Origin of the sequence: Streptomyces sp. NPDC003247, from assembly GCF_042888135.1 — a bacterium.
Taxonomy (GTDB): domain Bacteria; phylum Actinomycetota; class Actinomycetes; order Streptomycetales; family Streptomycetaceae; genus Streptomyces.
The window spans coordinates 286803-303120 of sequence record NZ_JBIAPF010000002.1 but is presented as its reverse complement, the minus strand read 5'-3'; the positions used below and the strand labels follow the sequence as shown (position 1 = coordinate 303120).

Below are 16318 nucleotides of genomic sequence, written 5' to 3'. Positions count from 1 at the left end.
GCCGGCTTCAGCGTCCGGTGGCCGGCTGTAGAGGCCGGTGGCTGTGGGATAAAGGGCGGCATGCTGCATCTGCGCCTGATCACACCGGCCGAACGGACCGAGGACGTGGTCCGCCTGATCGAGAGCACCGTGGGCACCACCCATCTGGTGGTGCTGCCCGGCGCCGCCCGCACCCCGCCGGGCGACGTCGTCCTGTGTGACGTGGCGCGCGAGGCGGGCGACCGACTCCTCACGCAACTCCAGGAGTCGGGCCTCGAGGCGAGCGGCTCAATCGCCGTGGAGAACATCGACCTGTCTCTGTCCCGGCGGGCCGACGAGGCCGAGGAGGAAGCCCCGGGCGAGGGCGTGGACGCGGTCCTGTGGGAGCACCTGAGCGACGCGACCCACGAGGAGTCGACGCTCTCCGTCACCTACCTCGCCTTCATCACGCTCGCCACGATGATCGCGGCCTGCGGCGTGGTGCTCGACAACGCGGTCCTGATCGTGGGCGCGATGGCGGTGGGACCGGAGTTCGGCCCGCTGGCCGGCATCTGCACCGCGACGGTGCAGCGTGCCCCGCGCCTGGCACTGCGCTCACTGACCGCCCTGCTGGTGGGCTTCGCGGTGGCGATGGCCGTGACGGCGGGCTTCAGCCTCTTCATGGACGCGGTCGGCCTGTTCACCCGGGAGCAGTTGGAGGCCGACCGTCCGAACACGGGCTTCATCTACGCCCCGGACTGGTTCTCCTTCGTGGTCGCGGTCCTGGCCGGCGCCGCCGGCACCCTCTCGCTCACGTCCGCGAAGTCCGGCGCCCTGGTGGGTGTCGCCATCTCGGTGACCACGGTCCCGGCCGCCGCGAACGCGGCGGTGGCCCTGGTCTACGGCGACGCCACCCAGACCCTGCGCTCCTCGGAACAGCTCCTGTTGAACCTGCTGGGCATCATCCTGGCGGGCACCTCGACGTTGCTGGCCCAGAAGTGGTTCTGGTCACGACAGCGGACCTAGGGGCGCGGGGAACTGCGCGACCGGCCACGACGCGGCCCGCAGCCCTCATCGCGCAGCCCTCATCGCGCAGATTCCCCGCCCGTGCCGCTCAGCCCAGCGCCGACTTCACCGCGTCGGCCAGCCGCCCGGCCACGGACCGTGCCTGGTCGATGTCGGCCGCCTCGACCATCACCCGCACCAGCGGCTCGGTCCCGGACGGCCGGAGCAGCACCCGCCCGGTGGAGCCCAGCTCCCGCTCGGCCTCCCCGACCGCGGTGGCGAGCTCGGAGGAGGAGGACACCCGGGACTTGTCCACGTCGGGAACGTTGACCAGCACCTGCGGCAGCCGCTCCATCACGGACGCCAGGTCCCGCAGCGTCCTGCCGCTCTCGGCGACCCGCGCCGCGAGCATGAGCCCGGTCAGCGTGCCGTCGCCGGTCGTCGCGTGGTCGAGGATGATCACGTGCCCGGACTGCTCGCCGCCGAGCGCGTACCCGTGCTGCTTCATCTCCTCCAGCACGTACCGGTCGCCGACGGCGGCCTGGACGAGCCGGATGCCCTCGCGCTCCATGGCCAGCTTGAAGCCGAGGTTGGACATCACGGTCGCGACGACGGTGTCCTCGCGCAGCGTCCCGCGCTCCCGCATGGCGAGCGCGAGCACGGAGAGGATCTGGTCCCCGTCCACCTCCTCGCCGGTGTGGTCCACGGCGAGGCACCGGTCGGCGTCCCCGTCGTGGGCGATGCCGAGGTGGGCGCCGTGTTCGACGACGGCGGCCTTGAGCTTGTCCAGGTGCGTGGAGCCGCACCCGTCGTTGATGTTGAGCCCGTCCGGCGACGCGCCGATGGTGACGATCTCCGCCCCGGCCCGGGTGAACGCCTCGGGCGAGACCCGGGCGGCGGCGCCGTGCGCCTCGTCGAGGACGACCTTCAGCCCGTCGAGCCGGTTCGGCAGAACGGCGATGAGGTGGGCGACGTACCGGTCGAACCCCTCGTCGTACTCCCGGACGCGGCCGACACCCGAGCCCGTCGGCCGCTCCCACGGCTCACCGCGCCGGTGCTCCTCGTAGACGGACTCGATCCGGCCCTCGAGTTCGTCGGCGAGTTTGTGGCCACCGCGGGCGAAGAACTTGATGCCGTTGTCGGGCATGGCGTTGTGGCTCGCGGAGAGCATCACGCCGAGGTCGGCGCCGAGCGCGCCCGTCAGGTACGCGACGGCCGGGGTGGGCAGCACCCCGACCCGCAGCACGTCCACACCGGCACTGGCCAGGCCGGCCACCACGGCCGCCTCCAGGAACTCCCCGGACGCACGCGGGTCCCGTCCGACCACCGCCACCGGGCGGTGGCCCTCGAAGGTGCCCGCCTCGGCCAGCACATGCGCCGCGGCGACGGACAGACCGAGCGCCATCTCGGCCGTGAGATCCGCGTTGGCCACACCGCGCACGCCGTCCGTGCCGAAGAGTCGTCCCACTTGTCCTCCTGAGGAAGCGTCAGTTTCGGTAGCCGTGCGGGTGTCCGGCTGATCGGCGCGGCCCCCGCACCCAGGCATTGCATGCCCTGAACATCCGATCACACAAGCCTTTGAGCACCTTGTGCCGTTATACGCCCACAGCTGCGAGAAAACGAACGCCCCGACGGCACTGTGGCGTGCCGCCGGGGCGTTCGGGGTACGTAGGAGCGGGCCGAACCGGCCCGTGATACGTACGAGCAGGCAGCGAAGCTTAACGCTTGCTGTACTGCGGAGCCTTGCGGGCCTTCTTGAGACCGGCCTTCTTGCGCTCGACCGCACGGTCGTCGCGCTTGAGGAAGCCGGCCTTCTTCAGCGGGCCGCGGTTGTTGTCGACGTCCGCCTCGTTCAGCGCGCGGGCGACACCGAGACGGAGCGCACCGGCCTGACCGGAGACACCGCCACCGGCGATGCGGGCGACGACGTCGTAACGGCCCTCGAGCTCCAGGACCTTGAACGGCTCGTTGACTTCCTGCTGGTGCACCTTGTTCGGGAAGTAGTCCTCGAGGGTGCGACCGTTGATCTTCCACTTGCCGGTGCCCGGGACGATCCGGACGCGGGCGATGGCGTTCTTGCGGCGGCCCAGGCCGGCGGCCGGCTGCGGCTCGCCGAAGCGGGAGGCCAGCGACTCCGAGGTGTACTCGCCCTCGACGGGGACCTCGGACTCGGTGGTGTAGCTGTCGATGTCAAGCTCTTCGAGCGGCTGCTCGGCAGTGGTCTCAGCCACGGTGATACCTCAGATTCTCTTCAGCTTGGGGTGGTGTGGCCGGACTTACTGCGCGACCTGGGTGATCTCGAACGGCTGCGGCTGCTGCGCGCCGTGCGGGTGCTGGTCACCCTTGTAGACCTTCAGCTTCGAGAGCATCTGACGGCCCAGCGAGTTCTTGGGGAGCATGCCCTTGACGGCCTTCTCGATGGCCTTCTCCGGGTTCTTGTCCAGCAGCTCGTCGTAGCGGACGGAGCGCAGACCACCCGGGTAGCCGGAGTGGCGGTAGGCCATCTTCTGGGTCCGCTTGTTGCCGGACAGGTGCACCTTGTCGGCGTTGATGATGATGACGAAGTCACCAGCGTCGACGTGCGGCGCGTAGATCGGCTTGTGCTTGCCGCGCAGCAGGGTGGCGGCGGTGGTGGCGAGACGGCCCAGGACAACGTCCTGAGCGTCGATGACGTGCCACTGGCGCGTCACATCGCCGGGCTTGGGGCTGTACGTACGCACGGTTCGTAGCCTTCGCTTCGAGTGAGTGGTCCTGACAAGGTCACCGAAGCGATCACGACAGCCCTGACCCCACTGCGGTGACGCATACCGCGTGGGGGTCGCTGGTCATCGGCCCGGTGGACCGGTGTAAGGGCCCGTCCCGTGAGAATGAGCAAGCCAATACACAACGAAGATGCAGGATACCTGCGGCGCGGTGGCCGGGTCAAAACGACGTCGGCCGGCGCCGGGCCCTGCTGTCCTCCGCACCCAGTGTAGGTGCCACCGTCACCGGGGGCCGTCGCCCCCGGACCCCCGCCATCGGCCTGGACGGCCTCGTCCTCGATCGCCGGACGGCCTGACGGCTCACCGCGAACACCAAGGTGCACAACGTCACCGCGTCCTTGAACGCCCGCCGCCGTACCGACTCCAGATACGGCCAGGTCAGGCCGGGGATCTGGGGGACCAGGGCCAGCCAGAACCAGGGGCCGCGGGCCACCGAGCCCGGGTGGGGCAGTCCGGCCAGCAGCAGCGGCACCACGACCAGCAGGTAGTGGTCGTACGACGGCCGGGAGACCAGGAACGCCGAGAGCATCAGCCCGGCGGCCGTCTCGGCGAGCCGCAGCGGGCCGGGGTCCGCGCGGCGCCAGCGGCGGTGGGCGCAGACCACTCCGGCGGCGCAGGCCGCCAGCGCCAGCGTCCGGGCGACGGACTGCGGCACCCCCAGCCGGGGCAGCACCGCGGCCGGTGAGGCCTCGTAGAGCCGTACGAAGGCGTCCTGGCCGCGCAGCAGGAAGGGCAGGGTGCGGGTGACGAAGCCCGCCGGGTCGGGCAGGAGCAGGGCGGACGCGGCGGACACCAGCGCCGGCACCCCGGCCAGGACGGCCAGGGCCCGCCAGCGGCGGGCGAAGACGAACAGCAGCGCCAGCGGGGCCAGCAGCGGCTTCAGCGCCAGGGCCGCGCCGAGCACCGCGCCCGCCGCCGTCCACCTCCCCCGGCTCACCAGCAGCAACGCCACCGGCAGCGCCAGGACCGCCGTCACCGTCCAGTTGCCCAGCCGGACCAGGTGCCCGAACGGCGCGAACCCGGCCGCCAGCCCGGTCAGGCCCAGGACCGCGAGCCGGCTGTCCCACGGCACCCGGTGCAGCCGCAGCGCACACGCCCAGCCGGCCGTCAGGCACACGGCCACCGCCGGCGGCACCAGCACCCGCAGCACGGCCTGCGGCAGCAGCGCCTGCGGGACGGCGGCGAGCACCGCGCCCGGCAGATAGAGGAAGTGCGGATCGTCGTACGGGGACCGGCCCGCCAGCCAGGCCCGTGCCGCCCGGACGACGATCGCGTTGTCCATGCCGCCGTCGGGGGTGGTCCGCGCCACATGCGCGACCGTCGCGCCCAGGACCGCCGCGAGCCCCCACCACAGCGGCCAGGGAGAACGCCGCACCAACCACCCGGAGATGTCGTGTTTGCCCGTACTCATTCCCGGAACGCTAGGCGCTCCGGCCTCCGTTGAGGCGGAACAGCACCCCTCCGGCCGCGTCTAAGATGCGGCGCATGAGCTATGGGCAGGGGGGACCTCAGTCCCAGTGGGATCCGTGGAAACCGAACTCCCAGCAGCCGTGGAGCAGCGGCGCCGCCGACGCGAGCCCTGACTGGGCCGCGCTCGCCGAGGCGTCCGAGTCCCGCAACAAGCGCCGACGGCTGCTCTTCATAGGCGGGGGCGCGCTCGCGACACTCGCGATCGGCACCGCCGTGGCCATGGCCGTGGTGTCGGCCAACGGGGAGGACGAGGCGAACCGGCCCACGTCCTCCCTGCCCGCGACCGCCGATCTGCCGAGCGCGTCCTCCACCGTGTCCTTCGCCCCGACCAGCGCGCCCCCACCGCTGGACCCGAAGGACTTCATCTCCAGCAAGGCCAAGGACACCGCGCCCCTCGGCCCCGACCTGCTCTTCCCGGGCCGGCAGCTGACGATGGGCTCGAACGTCTACCAGAAGGCGACCAAGGCGGACACCACCGACTGCACCACCGGTGTCCAGGGCACCCTGCCCAAGGTCCTCACCGCCAACGACTGCACCCGTCTGCTGCGCGTCACCTACGTCAAGGACGGCGTCGCGGTGACGGTCGGCGTGGCCGTGTTCGACACCGAGGCCCAGGCCCTCGCGGCCAAGGAGCAGGCCGACAACAAGAGCTTCGTCAAGGCCCTCACCGGCGGCGACGTGAAGTCGTTCTGCAACGGCGCCGTCTGCCGCTCGACGACCAACTCCTACGGCCGCTACGCCTACTTCACCATCGCCGGCTTCACCGACGGCACGGACGTGACGACGAAGGACACAGCGGTCTTCACCACCGGTGACGACCTCGCCGAGTTCACGTTCCAGCAGATCCACCGCCGCGGCGAGACCCAGGCGACGGCCGCGGCGAACGAATGACCCCCGGGCCGGCCGGCTCCCGTCGTCAGCAGCAGCCGGCGGCCGGACCGGGCAGCGTCCGCCTGTTCCGCGCCTCCTTGCTGCGGGCGGCGAGCAGCTCGTCGGCCGGGTAGCCGACCTCCTCCAGCGTCAGCCCGTGCGGCCGTACGACGTGCACGGCCGAGTCCCGGACGCCGGCGGCGAGGACCTTGCCCGGCCACTCCGGTCCCCGGTGCCCGTCCCCCACGAACAGCAGCGCCCCGATGAGCGAGCGCACCATGTTGTGGCAGAAGGCGTCGGCCCGGACGGTGGCCGTGACGATCCCGTCGGCCCCCTTCTCCAGGCTCAGCTCCTGGAGGGTGCGGATCGTGGTCGCACCCTCCCGCTTCTTGCAGTAGGCGGCGAAGTCGTGCTCGCCGAGCAGCCGCCGCGCGGCCTCGTTCATGGCGTCGACGTCCAGCGGCCAGTCGTGCCACAGGACGTGGTTGCGCAGCAGCGGGTCCACACCCCCGGGGTTGTCCGTGACCCGGTACGCGTAGCGCCGCCAGACCGCCGAGAACCGGGCGTTGAACCCGCTCGGCGCCTCGCGCAGCGCCCACACCCGCACGTCCTTCGGCAGCCGCCCGGCGAGCCGCTTCAGCAGCTTCTCGTGGTGCTCCCCCCACACCTCGCGGGGCAGATCCACATGGGCGACCTGCCCACGGGCGTGCACCCCGGCGTCGGTCCGCCCGGCCACGGTCAGCTCGTACGTCTCCCGGGACCGGGTGACGGTCCGCAGGGCGTCCTCGATCTCCCCCTGCACGGTCCGCCGTCCTCCGGCCTGCTTGGCCCAGCCGGAGAACTCGGTGCCGTCGTAGGAAAGGTCCAGCCGCACCCGTACGCACCCGGGCTGTACTTCGTCACTCACCCCTAGATCCTCTCAGCAACGCGAGAGCGGGCCCGCCCCCGAAGGGCGGACCCGCTCAGCACAAGGCAGTGCCTCAGGCGTCCTTGGACTCCTCGGCCGGAGCCTCGGCGGCCTCGTCGGCGGCCGGAGCCGCGTCCTCGGCCTTGGTCTCCTCGGCAGCCTTGGCCTCGTCGGCCTCCTTGACGGCGCGCTTGGTGGCGGCCTCGGCCTCACCGGTCGCCTGCTGCGCCACCGTCAGCGCCTCGACCAGCTCGATGACGGCCATGGGCGCGTTGTCGCCACGGCGGTTACCGATCTTGGTGATGCGGGTGTAGCCACCCGGACGGTTCTCGTAGCGCGGGCCGATCTCGGTGAAGAGCGTGTGCACGATGCTCTTGTCCGTGATCACCTGGAGCACCTGACGGCGGTTGTGAAGGTCGCCCTTCTTCGCCTTGGTGACCAGACGCTCGGCGTAGGGGCGCAGCTTGCGCGCCTTCGCCTCGGTGGTGGTGATACGGCCGTGCTCGAACAGCGCCTTCGCGAGGTTCGCGAGGAGCAGCTTCTCGTGCGCGGCACTGCCGCCCAGACGGGCACCCTTGGTGGGCTTCGGCATGGTTCTTCTCCTGTGTGTCTGCCCCGGCCGTATCAGGTACCGAGGTCAGTATCCGAGCAGGCGGTCGCCTGTCGGAGATCCGGCACTTCTCCAGCGCCGGAGGGTCCGCCGCCCCAGGGGCGCGGGGAACTGCGCGACCAGCCACAGCCGGCCGGCAGCCGCGATCGAACCCAGCGGGGCCTCCACCCGAAGGCGGCCGCCCCGCCGGAGGCGATCAGTACTGCTCGGTCTCGACGAAGCCCGCGTCCGCGTCGTCGTCCGCGCCGAAGGCGTCGGCCGCGGCGGTCGGGTCGAATCCGGGCGGGCTGTCCTTCAGGGCCAGGCCCATGCCGGCCAGCTTCGCCTTGACCTCGTCGATCGACTTCGCACCGAAGTTGCGGATGTCGAGCAGGTCGGCCTCGGAGCGGGCCACGAGCTCACCCACGGAGTGGATGCCCTCGCGCTTGAGGCAGTTGTACGACCGAACGGTGAGCTCCAGCTCCTCGATCGGCAGCGCCAGGTCGGCGGCGAGGGCGGCGTCCGTGGGGGACGGGCCCATGTCGATGCCCTCGGCGTCGATGTTGAGCTCGCGGGCGAGCCCGAACAGCTCGACCAGCGTCTTACCGGCGGAGGCCATGGCGTCACGCGGACGCATCGCCTGCTTGGTCTCGACGTCGACGATCAGCTTGTCGAAGTCGGTACGCTGCTCGACACGGGTGGCCTCGACCTTGTACGTGACCTTGAGAACCGGCGAGTAGATCGAGTCGACCGGGATGCGCCCGATCTCCTGACCGACCTGCTTGTTCTGCACGGCGGAGACGTAGCCGCGACCGCGCTCGACGGTCAGCTCCATCTCGAGCTTGCCCTTGCCGTTGAGCGTGGCGAGGACGAGGTCGGGGTTGTGCACCTCGACACCGGCCGGGGGCGCGATGTCGGCGGCGGTGACCAGACCCGGGCCCTGCTTGCGCAGGTACATCACGACCGGCTCGTCGTGCTCCGAGGAGACGACCAGCTGCTTGATGTTGAGGATCAGGTCGGTGACGTCCTCCTTGACGCCCGGCACGGTGGTGAACTCGTGCAGGACACCGTCGATGCGGATGGACGTGACCGCCGCACCCGGGATCGAGGAGAGGAGGGTCCGGCGCAGGGAGTTGCCGAGGGTGTAGCCGAAGCCCGGCTCCAGCGGCTCGATCACGAACCGGGAGCGGAACTCGTCGACGACCTCTTCGGTCAACGAGGGACGCTGAGCGATCAGCATGTGTGGATCAGATCCTTCATTCGTGGACGCCCGCTATTTGACGCCCGACGGAGACCGCACCCTGTGGGGTGCGGGTACTGCAAGGGTACGGGCGGCACGGCCCTTTCAGGGTGCCGTACCGCCCGGATCCTCGAAGCGGGGGTGCCTCAGACGCGGCGGCGCTTCGGCGGGCGGCAGCCGTACTGCGACATGTGGGGGACGACCCCCACACCCCCAGCCGGACGCCGAGCCGCCATGAGCCCGTGCCTCAGACGCGGCGGCGCTTCGGCGGACGGCAACCGTACTGCGACATGTGGGGGACGACCCCCACACCCCCAGCCGGACGCCGAGCCGCCATGAGCCCGTGCCTCAGACGCGGCGGCGCTTCGGCGGACGGCAACCGTTGTGCGGGGTCGGGGTGACGTCCTGGATGGAGCCGACCTCGAGGCCCGTGGCCTGCAGGGAGCGGATGGCGGTCTCACGACCGGCGCCCGGGCCCTTGACGAACACGTCGACCTTGCGCATGCCGTGCTCCTGGGCGCGGCGGGCAGCCGACTCGGCGGCCATCTGCGCGGCGAACGGCGTGGACTTGCGGGAGCCCTTGAAGCCGACGTGGCCGGCGGAGGCCCAGGAGATCACGTTGCCGGCCGGGTCCGTGATGGACACGATCGTGTTGTTGAACGTGCTCTTGATGTGCGCCTGGCCGTGCGCGACGTTCTTCTTTTCCTTGCGGCGCACCTTCTTGGCAGCGCCCTGACGACCCTTGGGGGGCATCTATTACTCCTACGGGAGGTGGTCGGTCCTACAGCGAAGACCGCTGGACGGCGAGTCCGCTGCGGACTACTTCTTGCCCGGCTTCTTCTTGCCGGCGATGGCGCGACGCGGGCCCTTGCGGGTGCGGGCGTTCGTGCTGGTGCGCTGACCGCGGACAGGCAGACCGCGACGGTGACGCAGACCCTGGTAGCAGCCGATCTCGACCTTGCGGCGGATGTCGGCCTGGATCTCGCGACGGAGGTCACCCTCGGTCCGGATGTTGGCGTCCACGTACTCGCGGATCGCGACGAGCTGCTCCTCGGAGAGGTCGCGAACTCGGGTGTTCGGGTCGACGCCGGTCGCAGCCAGCGTCTCCTGCGAGAGGGTCCGGCCGATGCCGAACACGTAGGTGAGGGCGACCTCCACGCGCTTGTCGCGCGGGATGTCAACACCGGAAACGCGTGCCATTCAATGGCTCCTGGTGATTGTCGGAGGTCTTCCGCAGAACCGGCTCCCAGCCGCCGTACGAGGTACGAACTGGGTCCCCGGCCTCCGAGCCGGGGGTGTCAGGCAAGAAAAACCCCCGCCTGGGCCCTGCGTATGAACATATTCAGCTCGCGTCGCGCGAAGATTCTGCGTGATGCAGAGGGGTGAGATCGGTTGCGATCAGCCCTGGCGCTGCTTGTGGCGCGGGTTGTCGCAAATGATCATGACCCGGCCGTGACGGCGGATCACCCTGCACTTGTCGCAGATCTTCTTGACGCTCGGCTTGACCTTCATGGGATGTGAGGTTCTCCGGGTCAGTTGCCGGCCACCCCGCGCTCACGCGCGGGGCATGGGCAAGATCTACTTGTACCGGTAGACGATCCGGCCACGGGTCAGGTCGTACGGAGACAGCTCCACCACGACCCGGTCGTCAGGGAGGATGCGGATGTAGTGCATACGCATCTTGCCGCTGATGTGTGCCAGGACCTGGTGGCCGTTCTGGAGCTCGACCTTGAACATGGCGTTCGGAAGAGACTCGACGACAGTGCCCTCGATCTCGATGGCACCTTGCTTCTTGGCCACGCTTCGCCCTTCGAATCGACTACCTTGATCGACTCTTGCGCTGTCCCTTGCGGGCGCATGCAGACATGCGGGTGCACCAGAGCCGACGAGTCAGTCTACGTCAGCGCACCCGGAAAGACGAATCGGGAAAGCCTGCCCCATGCGGGAGATCCTTATGCGACGAATTCGGGGCGGCGCCAATAGCCCGTCCGGCCTTTGAGGACGAGGCCGTCCAGGCCGAAAGCGGGGTCCGGGGGCACAGCCCCCGGCGACGGGAAGGGAAGGGGCGGCGGGGGCGACACCGACCGAGGCCGGCCCCCCGCCGGGGACCTCAAGCCAACGGATCCGGCGCGGCCTCGACCCCGTGCTCCGCCAGCTTCGCGCGCCCCCCGTCGGGAGCCGTCAGCACCAGCGGACCCTCCTCCGTCAGGGCGACGGAGTGCTCCCAGTGCGACGACCACGTGCCGTCCGTACTGACGACCGTCCAGTCGTCGGAGAGCACCTGGGTCTTCGGGGTGCCGAGCGACACCATCGGCTCGATCGCGAGGCAGAACCCGGGAACGAGCTTCGGCCCCTTGCCCCTGCGGCGGTCGACGTAGTTCAGCAGGTGCGGGTCCATGTGCATCTCGGTGCCGATGCCGTGGCCGCCGTAGTCCTCGACGATGCCGTAGCGGCCGCCGCCGGGCTTCGGCTGGCGGCGGATGTACGTCTCGATGGCGCGGGAGACGTCGACGAGCCGGTTGCCCTGCTTCATCGCCGCGATGCCCGCCCACATGGACTCCTCGGTGACCCGGGAGAGCTCGATCAGCTCCGGGGAGTGACCGGAGCCCACGAAGGCCGTGTAGGCCGCGTCGCCGTGCCAGCCGTCGACGATCGCGCCGCAGTCGATGGAGATGATGTCCCCGTCCTTGAGGACGACCTCGTCGGAGGGGATGCCGTGGACGACGACCTCGTTCACGGAGGTGCAGATCGTCGCGGGGAAACCGCCGTAGCCGAGGAAGTTCGACTTCGCCCCGTGCTCGGCGAGCACCTTGCGGGCGACCGCGTCCAGGTCCTTCGTCGTCGCCCCCGGCACGGCCGCTTCCCGGGTCGCGGCGTGGATGGCGGCGACGACCAGCCCCGCCGCACGCATCTTGGCGATCTGCTCGGGGCTCTTGATCTGCACCATGGGGACTACGGCCTTTCTTGGACCGGCGACACGACGGAAACGAACGCTTCAACGATACGGGGGGACGCACCACCCCCACACAGCAGCCGCGGCCCCCCGAAGGGAACCGCGGCTGCGCGGACGTGCACGACTACTGGTCGTCGCCCTCGCGCTTCAGCGCCGCCAGGGCGCGCTGCGTGACCTTGTCCACCGGGCCCATGGCCTCGATGGTCACCACCAGGCCCTGGGCCTTGTAGTAGTCGATGATCGGCTCGGTCTGCGTGTGGTAGACCTCCAGCCGCGTGCGGACCGTGTCCTCGGAGTCGTCGTCGCGCTGGTACAGCTCGCCGCCGCAGACGTCGCAGACACCCTCCTGCTTCGGCGGGCTGTACGTGACGTGGAAGACGTGCGCGGAGTCGTTGCGGCAGATGCGCCGGCCGGCGATCCGCTTGACGACCTCCTCCTCGGGGGCCTCCAGGTCCAGTACCGCGTCCAGCTTGATGCCCTCGCCCTGGAGGAGCTCGTCCAGCGCCTCGGCCTGCGAGACGTTGCGGGGGAAGCCGTCCAGCAGGAAGCCGTTCACGGCGTCCTCCTGGTGCATGCGGTCCTTGGCCATGGCGATGGTGACCTCGTCAGGTACCAGTTCGCCCTTGTCCATGTAGGACTTCGCGAGTTTCCCGAGCTCCGTCTGCTGGCTGATGTTGGCGCGGAACAGGTCACCCGTGGAGATGTGCGGGACACGCAGCTTCTCGGCCAGGCGAGTGGCCTGCGTTCCCTTTCCGGCGCCCGGCGGCCCGACGAGGACGATTCGCATCAGCGGAGGAACCCTTCGTAATTGCGCTGCTGGAGCTGGCTCTCGATCTGCTTCACCGTCTCGAGACCCACACCCACGATGATCAGGATGCTGGTGCCACCGAACGGGAAGTTCTGGCTTGCCCCGAAGCCAACCAACGCCATCGTCGGTACGAGAGCGATCAGACCCAGATACAGCGAACCCGGCCAGGTGATCCGGTTGAGCACGTAGGACAGGTACTCAGCGGTCGGTCGGCCAGCCCGGATGCCCGGGATGAAGCCACCATACTTCTTCATGTTGTCGGCGACTTCCTCGGGGTTGAAGGAGATCGCCACGTAGAAGAACGCGAAGAAAACGATGAGCAAGAAGTACAAGCTGATGTAGATCGGGTGGTCGCCCCTGACCAGGTGCGCCTCGATCCACGTCTTCCACCCGGAGTCCCCGCTGGAGAACTGGGCGATCAGCGCCGGGATGTACAGCAGCGACGAGGCGAAGATGACCGGGATCACACCCGCCTGGTTCACCTTGAGAGGGATGTACGTCGAGGTCCCACCGTACGAGCGGCGGCCGATCATCCGCTTGGCGTACTGCACCGGGATGCGGCGCTGGGCCTGCTCGACGAAGACGACCAGGGCGACCATGACCAGGCCGACCAGGATGACCGTGCCGAACTCGATCCAGCCGTCCGCCAGGGTGCCCTGCTTCTTGATGGCCCACAGCGCGGAGGGGAAGGTGGCGGCGATCGAGATGAACATCAGGATCGACATGCCGTTGCCGATGCCGCGGTCGGTGATGAGCTCACCGAGCCACATCACGACGGCCGTACCGGCGGTCATGCAGATGACCATGGTGATGGTGGTGAAGATCGCGCGGTCCGGGACGATGCTCGACGCGACGGTGCAGCCGGAGAAGAGCGCGCCGCTGCGGGCGGTGGCCACCAGGCCGGTGCCCTGGAGGATGGCGAGCGCCACCGTCAGGTAACGGGTGTACTGCGTGATCTTCGCCGTGCCGGCCTGGCCCTCCTTCTTCAGGGCCTCGAGGCGCGGAATGACCACGGTCAGCAGCTGAAGGATGATGCTCGCCGTGATGTACGGCATGATGCCCAGCGCGAAGACCGTGATCTGCAGCAGCGCGCCGCCGCTGAACATGTTGACCAGACCGAAGAGGCCCTGGTTGCCGGAGGCCTCGTCCACACAGGTCTGGACACTCTTGTAGTCGACACCCGGGATCGGGATGTGGGTGCCGACCCGGTAGACCACGATGATGCCGAGCGTGAAGAGCAGCTTCTTGCGCAGGTCGGGCGTCCTGAACGCCCGGGCGAACGCGGTGAGCACGGTGCCTCCTGCGACCCCCGCGCATCTGCGTCAAGGGTGACGGTCTTGAGGAATAAGAACAACGACAGGTGTAACGGTCCACTGCCGCTCAAGGTGCCCCATGGGAAGCATCTTGTGAAAGTGGGCAGTGCAGGTCACCTTACCGGCGACACGGCCACCCTAGGAACGACCAACCGGGGATACCCCATATGTGGGGTATCCCCGGTCGGGATCGCTCAAGTCATCGAGACGCCTGATGCACTCAGACGAGCTCGGTGACGGTACCGCCGGCGGCGGTGATCTTCTCCTTGGCGGAGCCGGAGACGGCGTCGACCGTCACCTGGAGCGCCACGGAGATCTCGCCCTGGCCGAGAACCTTGACGAGGCTGTTCTTGCGAACGGCACCCTTGGCGACGAGACCCTCGACGGTGACCTCGCCACCCTCCGGGTACAGCGCCGCCAGCTTGTCGAGGTTCACGACCTGGAACTCGGTCTTGAACGGGTTCTTGAAGCCCTTCAGCTTCGGGAGGCGCATGTGGAGGGGCATCTGCCCACCCTCGAAGCGCTCCGGAACCTGGTAGCGGGCCTTCGTGCCCTTGGTACCACGACCGGCCGTCTTACCCTTCGACGCCTCACCACGACCGACACGGGTCTTGGCGGTCTTGGCGCCCGGGGCGGGACGGAGGTTGTGGATCTTGAGCGGGTTGTTCTCCGCCATGATCAGTCGACCTCCTCGACCGTCACGAGGTGGCGGACGGTGTGCACCATGCCGCGGAACTCGGGGCGGTCCTCCTTGACGACCACGTCACCCAGGCGCTTGAGGCCCAGGGAACGCAGGGTGTCGCGGTGGTTCTGCTTGCTGCCGATGTAGGACTTCTTCTGCGTGATCTTGAGCTGCGCCATGATTACGCACCCACCCCGGCACGCGCACGAAGCAGAGCCGCGGGGGCGACGTCCTCGAGCGGCAGACCGCGGCGGGCCGCGATCTCCTCGGGACGCTGCAGACCCTTCAGGGCCTCCACGGTCGCGTGCACGATGTTGATCGCGTTGTCGGAGCCGAGCGACTTCGACAGCACGTCGTGGATACCGGCGCACTCGAGCACGGCGCGCACCGGGCCACCGGCGATAACGCCGGTACCGGGGGACGCGGGCTTGAGCAGCACGACGCCGGCAGCCTTCTCACCCTGGATGGGGTGCGGGATGGTGCCCTGGATGCGGGGGACCTTGAAGAAGTGCTTCTTGGCCTCCTCAACGCCCTTGGCGATGGCGGCCGGCACCTCCTTGGCCTTGCCGTAACCGACACCCACGGTGCCGTCACCGTCGCCCACCACGACCAGCGCGGTGAAGCTGAAGCGACGACCACCCTTCACAACCTTGGCGACGCGGTTGATCGCGACGACGCGCTCAACGTACGCGGTCTTCTCGGCGGCAGCTGCGCCGCCGTCACGGCCCTTCCGGTCCCGCCGCTCGCCGCCACCGGCACCGCCACCGCGGCGCTGGGGTCCAGCCATTGGAATTACCTCTCTCTGTCTCCGCTAGCTACGGAACCAGGACTCAGAACTTGAGTCCGGCCTCGCGGGCGGCGTCCGCCAGGGCGGCGATGCGCCCGGCGTACTGGTTACCACCACGGTCGAACACGACGGCCTCGACACCGGCGGCCTTGGCACGCTCGGCGACCAGGGCGCCGACCTGCTTGGCCTGCGCGGACTTGTCGCCCTCGCCACCGCGGATCGACACGTCCAGGGTGGACGCCGACGCCACGGTGTGGCCCTTCAGGTCGTCGATCACCTGCGCCACGATGTGGCGGTTCGAGCGGGTCACGACGAGACGGGGACGCTCCGCCGTACCGTTGATCCGCTTGCGGATCCGGATGTGACGGCGCTTGATCGCGGCGCGCTTGTAGGCGTCGCCCTTCAGGATCTTCTGCCCGTATGCCATGGGTTACTTACCCGCCTTTCCGACCTTGCGGCGGATGACTTCGCCCTCGTACTTGACGCCCTTGGCCTTGTACGGGTCGGGCTTGCGCAGCTTGCGGATGTTGGCCGCAACCTCGCCGACCTTCTGCTTGTCGATGCCCTCGACCTGGAAGCGGGTCGGGGTCTCCACCTTGAAGGTGATGCCCTCGGGGGCCTCGACGGTGATCGGGTGGCTGTAACCGAGAGCGAACTCCAGGTTCGAACCCTTGGCCGTCACGCGGTAACCGACACCGCTGATCTCGAGCTTCTTCACGTAACCCTGGGTCACGCCGGTGATCATGTTCGCCACCAGCGTGCGGGACAGGCCGTGCAGGGCCTTGCTCTGACGCTCGTCGTTGGGGCGGGTGACGTTCAGAACGCCGTCCTCACCCTTGGCGATCTCGATCGGCGCGACGACGGTGTGGGTCAGCGAGCCCTTGGGACCCTTGACCGAGACCGTCTGGCCGTCGATGGTGACGTCCACGCCGGCGGGAACCGTGATGGGGAGCTTGCCAATGCGCGACATAGCT

21 protein-coding genes are annotated in these 16318 nt (G+C 69.2%); 2 read left to right on the top strand and 19 right to left on the bottom strand.

What is annotated here, in order from left to right:
* Positions 1-60 precede the first annotated feature (60 nt).
* A complete protein-coding gene (locus tag ACFYWQ_RS06335) occupies positions 61-984 on the top strand; it encodes a DUF389 domain-containing protein (RefSeq protein WP_389513328.1) in 924 nt (307 codons plus the stop codon).
* 88 nt (positions 985-1072) lie between these two features.
* Here ACFYWQ_RS06335 and glmM read toward each other — a convergent pair whose 3' ends face one another.
* The 4 genes from glmM to ACFYWQ_RS06315 all read right to left on the bottom strand — a co-directional run bounded on the left by glmM (position 1073) and on the right by ACFYWQ_RS06315 (position 5136).
* On the bottom strand, positions 1073-2431 hold the full coding sequence (gene glmM / locus ACFYWQ_RS06330) for a phosphoglucosamine mutase (protein ID WP_389513326.1): 1359 nt from the start codon (positions 2429-2431) through the stop codon (positions 1073-1075).
* A 250-nt stretch (positions 2432-2681) separates the two neighbouring features.
* Positions 2682-3194, bottom strand: a complete 513-nt coding sequence (gene rpsI, locus ACFYWQ_RS06325; protein ID WP_019754544.1) for a 30S ribosomal protein S9 — start codon at positions 3192-3194, stop codon at positions 2682-2684.
* Positions 3195-3239: 45 nt separating this feature from the next.
* Positions 3240-3683 (bottom strand): 50S ribosomal protein L13, encoded by a 444-nt coding sequence (gene rplM / locus ACFYWQ_RS06320; RefSeq protein WP_019329618.1) that lies wholly within the window; start codon positions 3681-3683, stop codon positions 3240-3242.
* Positions 3684-3885: 202 nt separating this feature from the next.
* Positions 3886-5136: a glycosyltransferase 87 family protein gene (locus ACFYWQ_RS06315; RefSeq protein WP_389513323.1), complete on the bottom strand. Its 1251-nt coding sequence runs from the start codon at positions 5134-5136 to the stop codon at positions 3886-3888.
* Between the two features lie 74 nt (positions 5137-5210).
* Here ACFYWQ_RS06315 and ACFYWQ_RS06310 point away from each other — a divergent pair, with 74 nt between their 5' ends.
* A complete protein-coding gene (locus ACFYWQ_RS06310) occupies positions 5211-6086 on the top strand; it encodes a hypothetical protein (protein ID WP_389513321.1) in 876 nt (291 codons plus the stop codon).
* A 25-nt stretch (positions 6087-6111) separates the two neighbouring features.
* Here ACFYWQ_RS06310 and truA read toward each other — a convergent pair whose 3' ends face one another.
* The 15 genes from truA to rplF form a co-directional block, all read right to left on the bottom strand.
* A complete protein-coding gene (truA, locus tag ACFYWQ_RS06305; RefSeq protein ID WP_389513319.1) occupies positions 6112-6972 on the bottom strand; it encodes a tRNA pseudouridine(38-40) synthase TruA in 861 nt (286 codons plus the stop codon).
* A 73-nt stretch (positions 6973-7045) separates the two neighbouring features.
* On the bottom strand, positions 7046-7564 hold the full coding sequence (rplQ, locus tag ACFYWQ_RS06300) for a 50S ribosomal protein L17 (RefSeq protein WP_389513317.1): 519 nt from the start codon (positions 7562-7564) through the stop codon (positions 7046-7048).
* 214 nt (positions 7565-7778) lie between these two features.
* Entirely contained in the window at positions 7779-8801 is a 1023-nt protein-coding gene (locus ACFYWQ_RS06295; protein ID WP_003966937.1) for a DNA-directed RNA polymerase subunit alpha, read from the bottom strand.
* A gap of 348 nt (positions 8802-9149) precedes the next feature.
* Positions 9150-9554, bottom strand: coding sequence for a 30S ribosomal protein S11 (gene rpsK / locus ACFYWQ_RS06290; RefSeq protein ID WP_010354218.1), 405 nt, complete (start codon positions 9552-9554; stop codon positions 9150-9152).
* A 66-nt stretch (positions 9555-9620) separates the two neighbouring features.
* Positions 9621-10001, bottom strand: a complete 381-nt coding sequence (gene rpsM, locus ACFYWQ_RS06285; RefSeq protein ID WP_385066718.1) for a 30S ribosomal protein S13 — start codon at positions 9999-10001, stop codon at positions 9621-9623.
* Between the two features lie 198 nt (positions 10002-10199).
* On the bottom strand, positions 10200-10313 hold the full coding sequence (rpmJ, locus tag ACFYWQ_RS06280; protein WP_003948619.1) for a 50S ribosomal protein L36: 114 nt from the start codon (positions 10311-10313) through the stop codon (positions 10200-10202).
* Between the two features lie 66 nt (positions 10314-10379).
* A complete protein-coding gene (gene infA, locus ACFYWQ_RS06275) occupies positions 10380-10601 on the bottom strand; it encodes a translation initiation factor IF-1 (protein ID WP_003948620.1) in 222 nt (73 codons plus the stop codon).
* A gap of 310 nt (positions 10602-10911) precedes the next feature.
* Positions 10912-11748 carry a type I methionyl aminopeptidase gene (map, locus tag ACFYWQ_RS06270; RefSeq protein WP_389513315.1) on the bottom strand — a complete coding sequence of 279 codons (837 nt, stop codon included), beginning with the start codon at positions 11746-11748 and terminating at the stop codon, positions 10912-10914.
* A 130-nt stretch (positions 11749-11878) separates the two neighbouring features.
* Positions 11879-12541, bottom strand: coding sequence for an adenylate kinase (locus ACFYWQ_RS06265; protein ID WP_389513313.1), 663 nt, complete (start codon positions 12539-12541; stop codon positions 11879-11881).
* Positions 12541-13854, bottom strand: coding sequence for a preprotein translocase subunit SecY (gene secY, locus ACFYWQ_RS06260; protein ID WP_389513311.1), 1314 nt, complete (start codon positions 13852-13854; stop codon positions 12541-12543). The genes ACFYWQ_RS06265 and secY overlap by 1 nt, the downstream gene beginning before the upstream one ends.
* A 241-nt stretch (positions 13855-14095) precedes the next feature.
* On the bottom strand, positions 14096-14551 hold the full coding sequence (gene rplO, locus ACFYWQ_RS06255; protein WP_003974249.1) for a 50S ribosomal protein L15: 456 nt from the start codon (positions 14549-14551) through the stop codon (positions 14096-14098).
* A 2-nt stretch (positions 14552-14553) separates the two neighbouring features.
* On the bottom strand, positions 14554-14736 hold the full coding sequence (gene rpmD, locus ACFYWQ_RS06250) for a 50S ribosomal protein L30 (protein ID WP_361381371.1): 183 nt from the start codon (positions 14734-14736) through the stop codon (positions 14554-14556).
* Positions 14737-14738: 2 nt separating this feature from the next.
* Positions 14739-15344, bottom strand: a complete 606-nt coding sequence (rpsE, locus tag ACFYWQ_RS06245) for a 30S ribosomal protein S5 (RefSeq protein ID WP_003998815.1) — start codon at positions 15342-15344, stop codon at positions 14739-14741.
* Between the two features lie 43 nt (positions 15345-15387).
* Positions 15388-15771 carry a 50S ribosomal protein L18 gene (gene rplR / locus ACFYWQ_RS06240; protein ID WP_389513310.1) on the bottom strand — a complete coding sequence of 128 codons (384 nt, stop codon included), beginning with the start codon at positions 15769-15771 and terminating at the stop codon, positions 15388-15390.
* Positions 15772-15774: 3 nt separating this feature from the next.
* Positions 15775-16314 (bottom strand): 50S ribosomal protein L6, encoded by a 540-nt coding sequence (gene rplF, locus ACFYWQ_RS06235; RefSeq protein WP_099969705.1) that lies wholly within the window; start codon positions 16312-16314, stop codon positions 15775-15777.
* Between the last annotated feature and the right edge of the window lie 4 nt (positions 16315-16318).

Coding starts and splice junctions, on each gene's coding strand:
- ACFYWQ_RS06335 (WP_389513328.1), top strand. CDS start 61: ATGCTGCATCTGCGCCTGATCACACCGGCCGAACGGACCGAGGACGTG.
- ACFYWQ_RS06315 (WP_389513323.1), bottom strand. CDS start 5,136: ATGAGTACGGGCAAACACGACATCTCCGGGTGGTTGGTGCGGCGTTCT.
- ACFYWQ_RS06310 (WP_389513321.1), top strand. CDS start 5,211: ATGAGCTATGGGCAGGGGGGACCTCAGTCCCAGTGGGATCCGTGGAAA.
- rplQ (WP_389513317.1), bottom strand. CDS start 7,564: ATGCCGAAGCCCACCAAGGGTGCCCGTCTGGGCGGCAGTGCCGCGCAC.
- ACFYWQ_RS06295 (WP_003966937.1), bottom strand. CDS start 8,801: ATGCTGATCGCTCAGCGTCCCTCGTTGACCGAAGAGGTCGTCGACGAG.
- rpsK (WP_010354218.1), bottom strand. CDS start 9,554: ATGCCCCCCAAGGGTCGTCAGGGCGCTGCCAAGAAGGTGCGCCGCAAG.
- rpsM (WP_385066718.1), bottom strand. CDS start 10,001: ATGGCACGCGTTTCCGGTGTTGACATCCCGCGCGACAAGCGCGTGGAG.
- rpmJ (WP_003948619.1), bottom strand. CDS start 10,313: ATGAAGGTCAAGCCGAGCGTCAAGAAGATCTGCGACAAGTGCAGGGTG.
- map (WP_389513315.1), bottom strand. CDS start 11,748: ATGGTGCAGATCAAGAGCCCCGAGCAGATCGCCAAGATGCGTGCGGCG.
- ACFYWQ_RS06265 (WP_389513313.1), bottom strand. CDS start 12,541: ATGCGAATCGTCCTCGTCGGGCCGCCGGGCGCCGGAAAGGGAACGCAG.
- rplO (WP_003974249.1), bottom strand. CDS start 14,551: ATGGCGGAGAACAACCCGCTCAAGATCCACAACCTCCGTCCCGCCCCG.
- rpmD (WP_361381371.1), bottom strand. CDS start 14,736: ATGGCGCAGCTCAAGATCACGCAGAAGAAGTCCTACATCGGCAGCAAG.
- rpsE (WP_003998815.1), bottom strand. CDS start 15,344: ATGGCTGGACCCCAGCGCCGCGGTGGCGGTGCCGGTGGCGGCGAGCGG.
- rplR (WP_389513310.1), bottom strand. CDS start 15,771: ATGGCATACGGGCAGAAGATCCTGAAGGGCGACGCCTACAAGCGCGCC.
- rplF (WP_099969705.1), bottom strand. CDS start 16,314: ATGTCGCGCATTGGCAAGCTCCCCATCACGGTTCCCGCCGGCGTGGAC.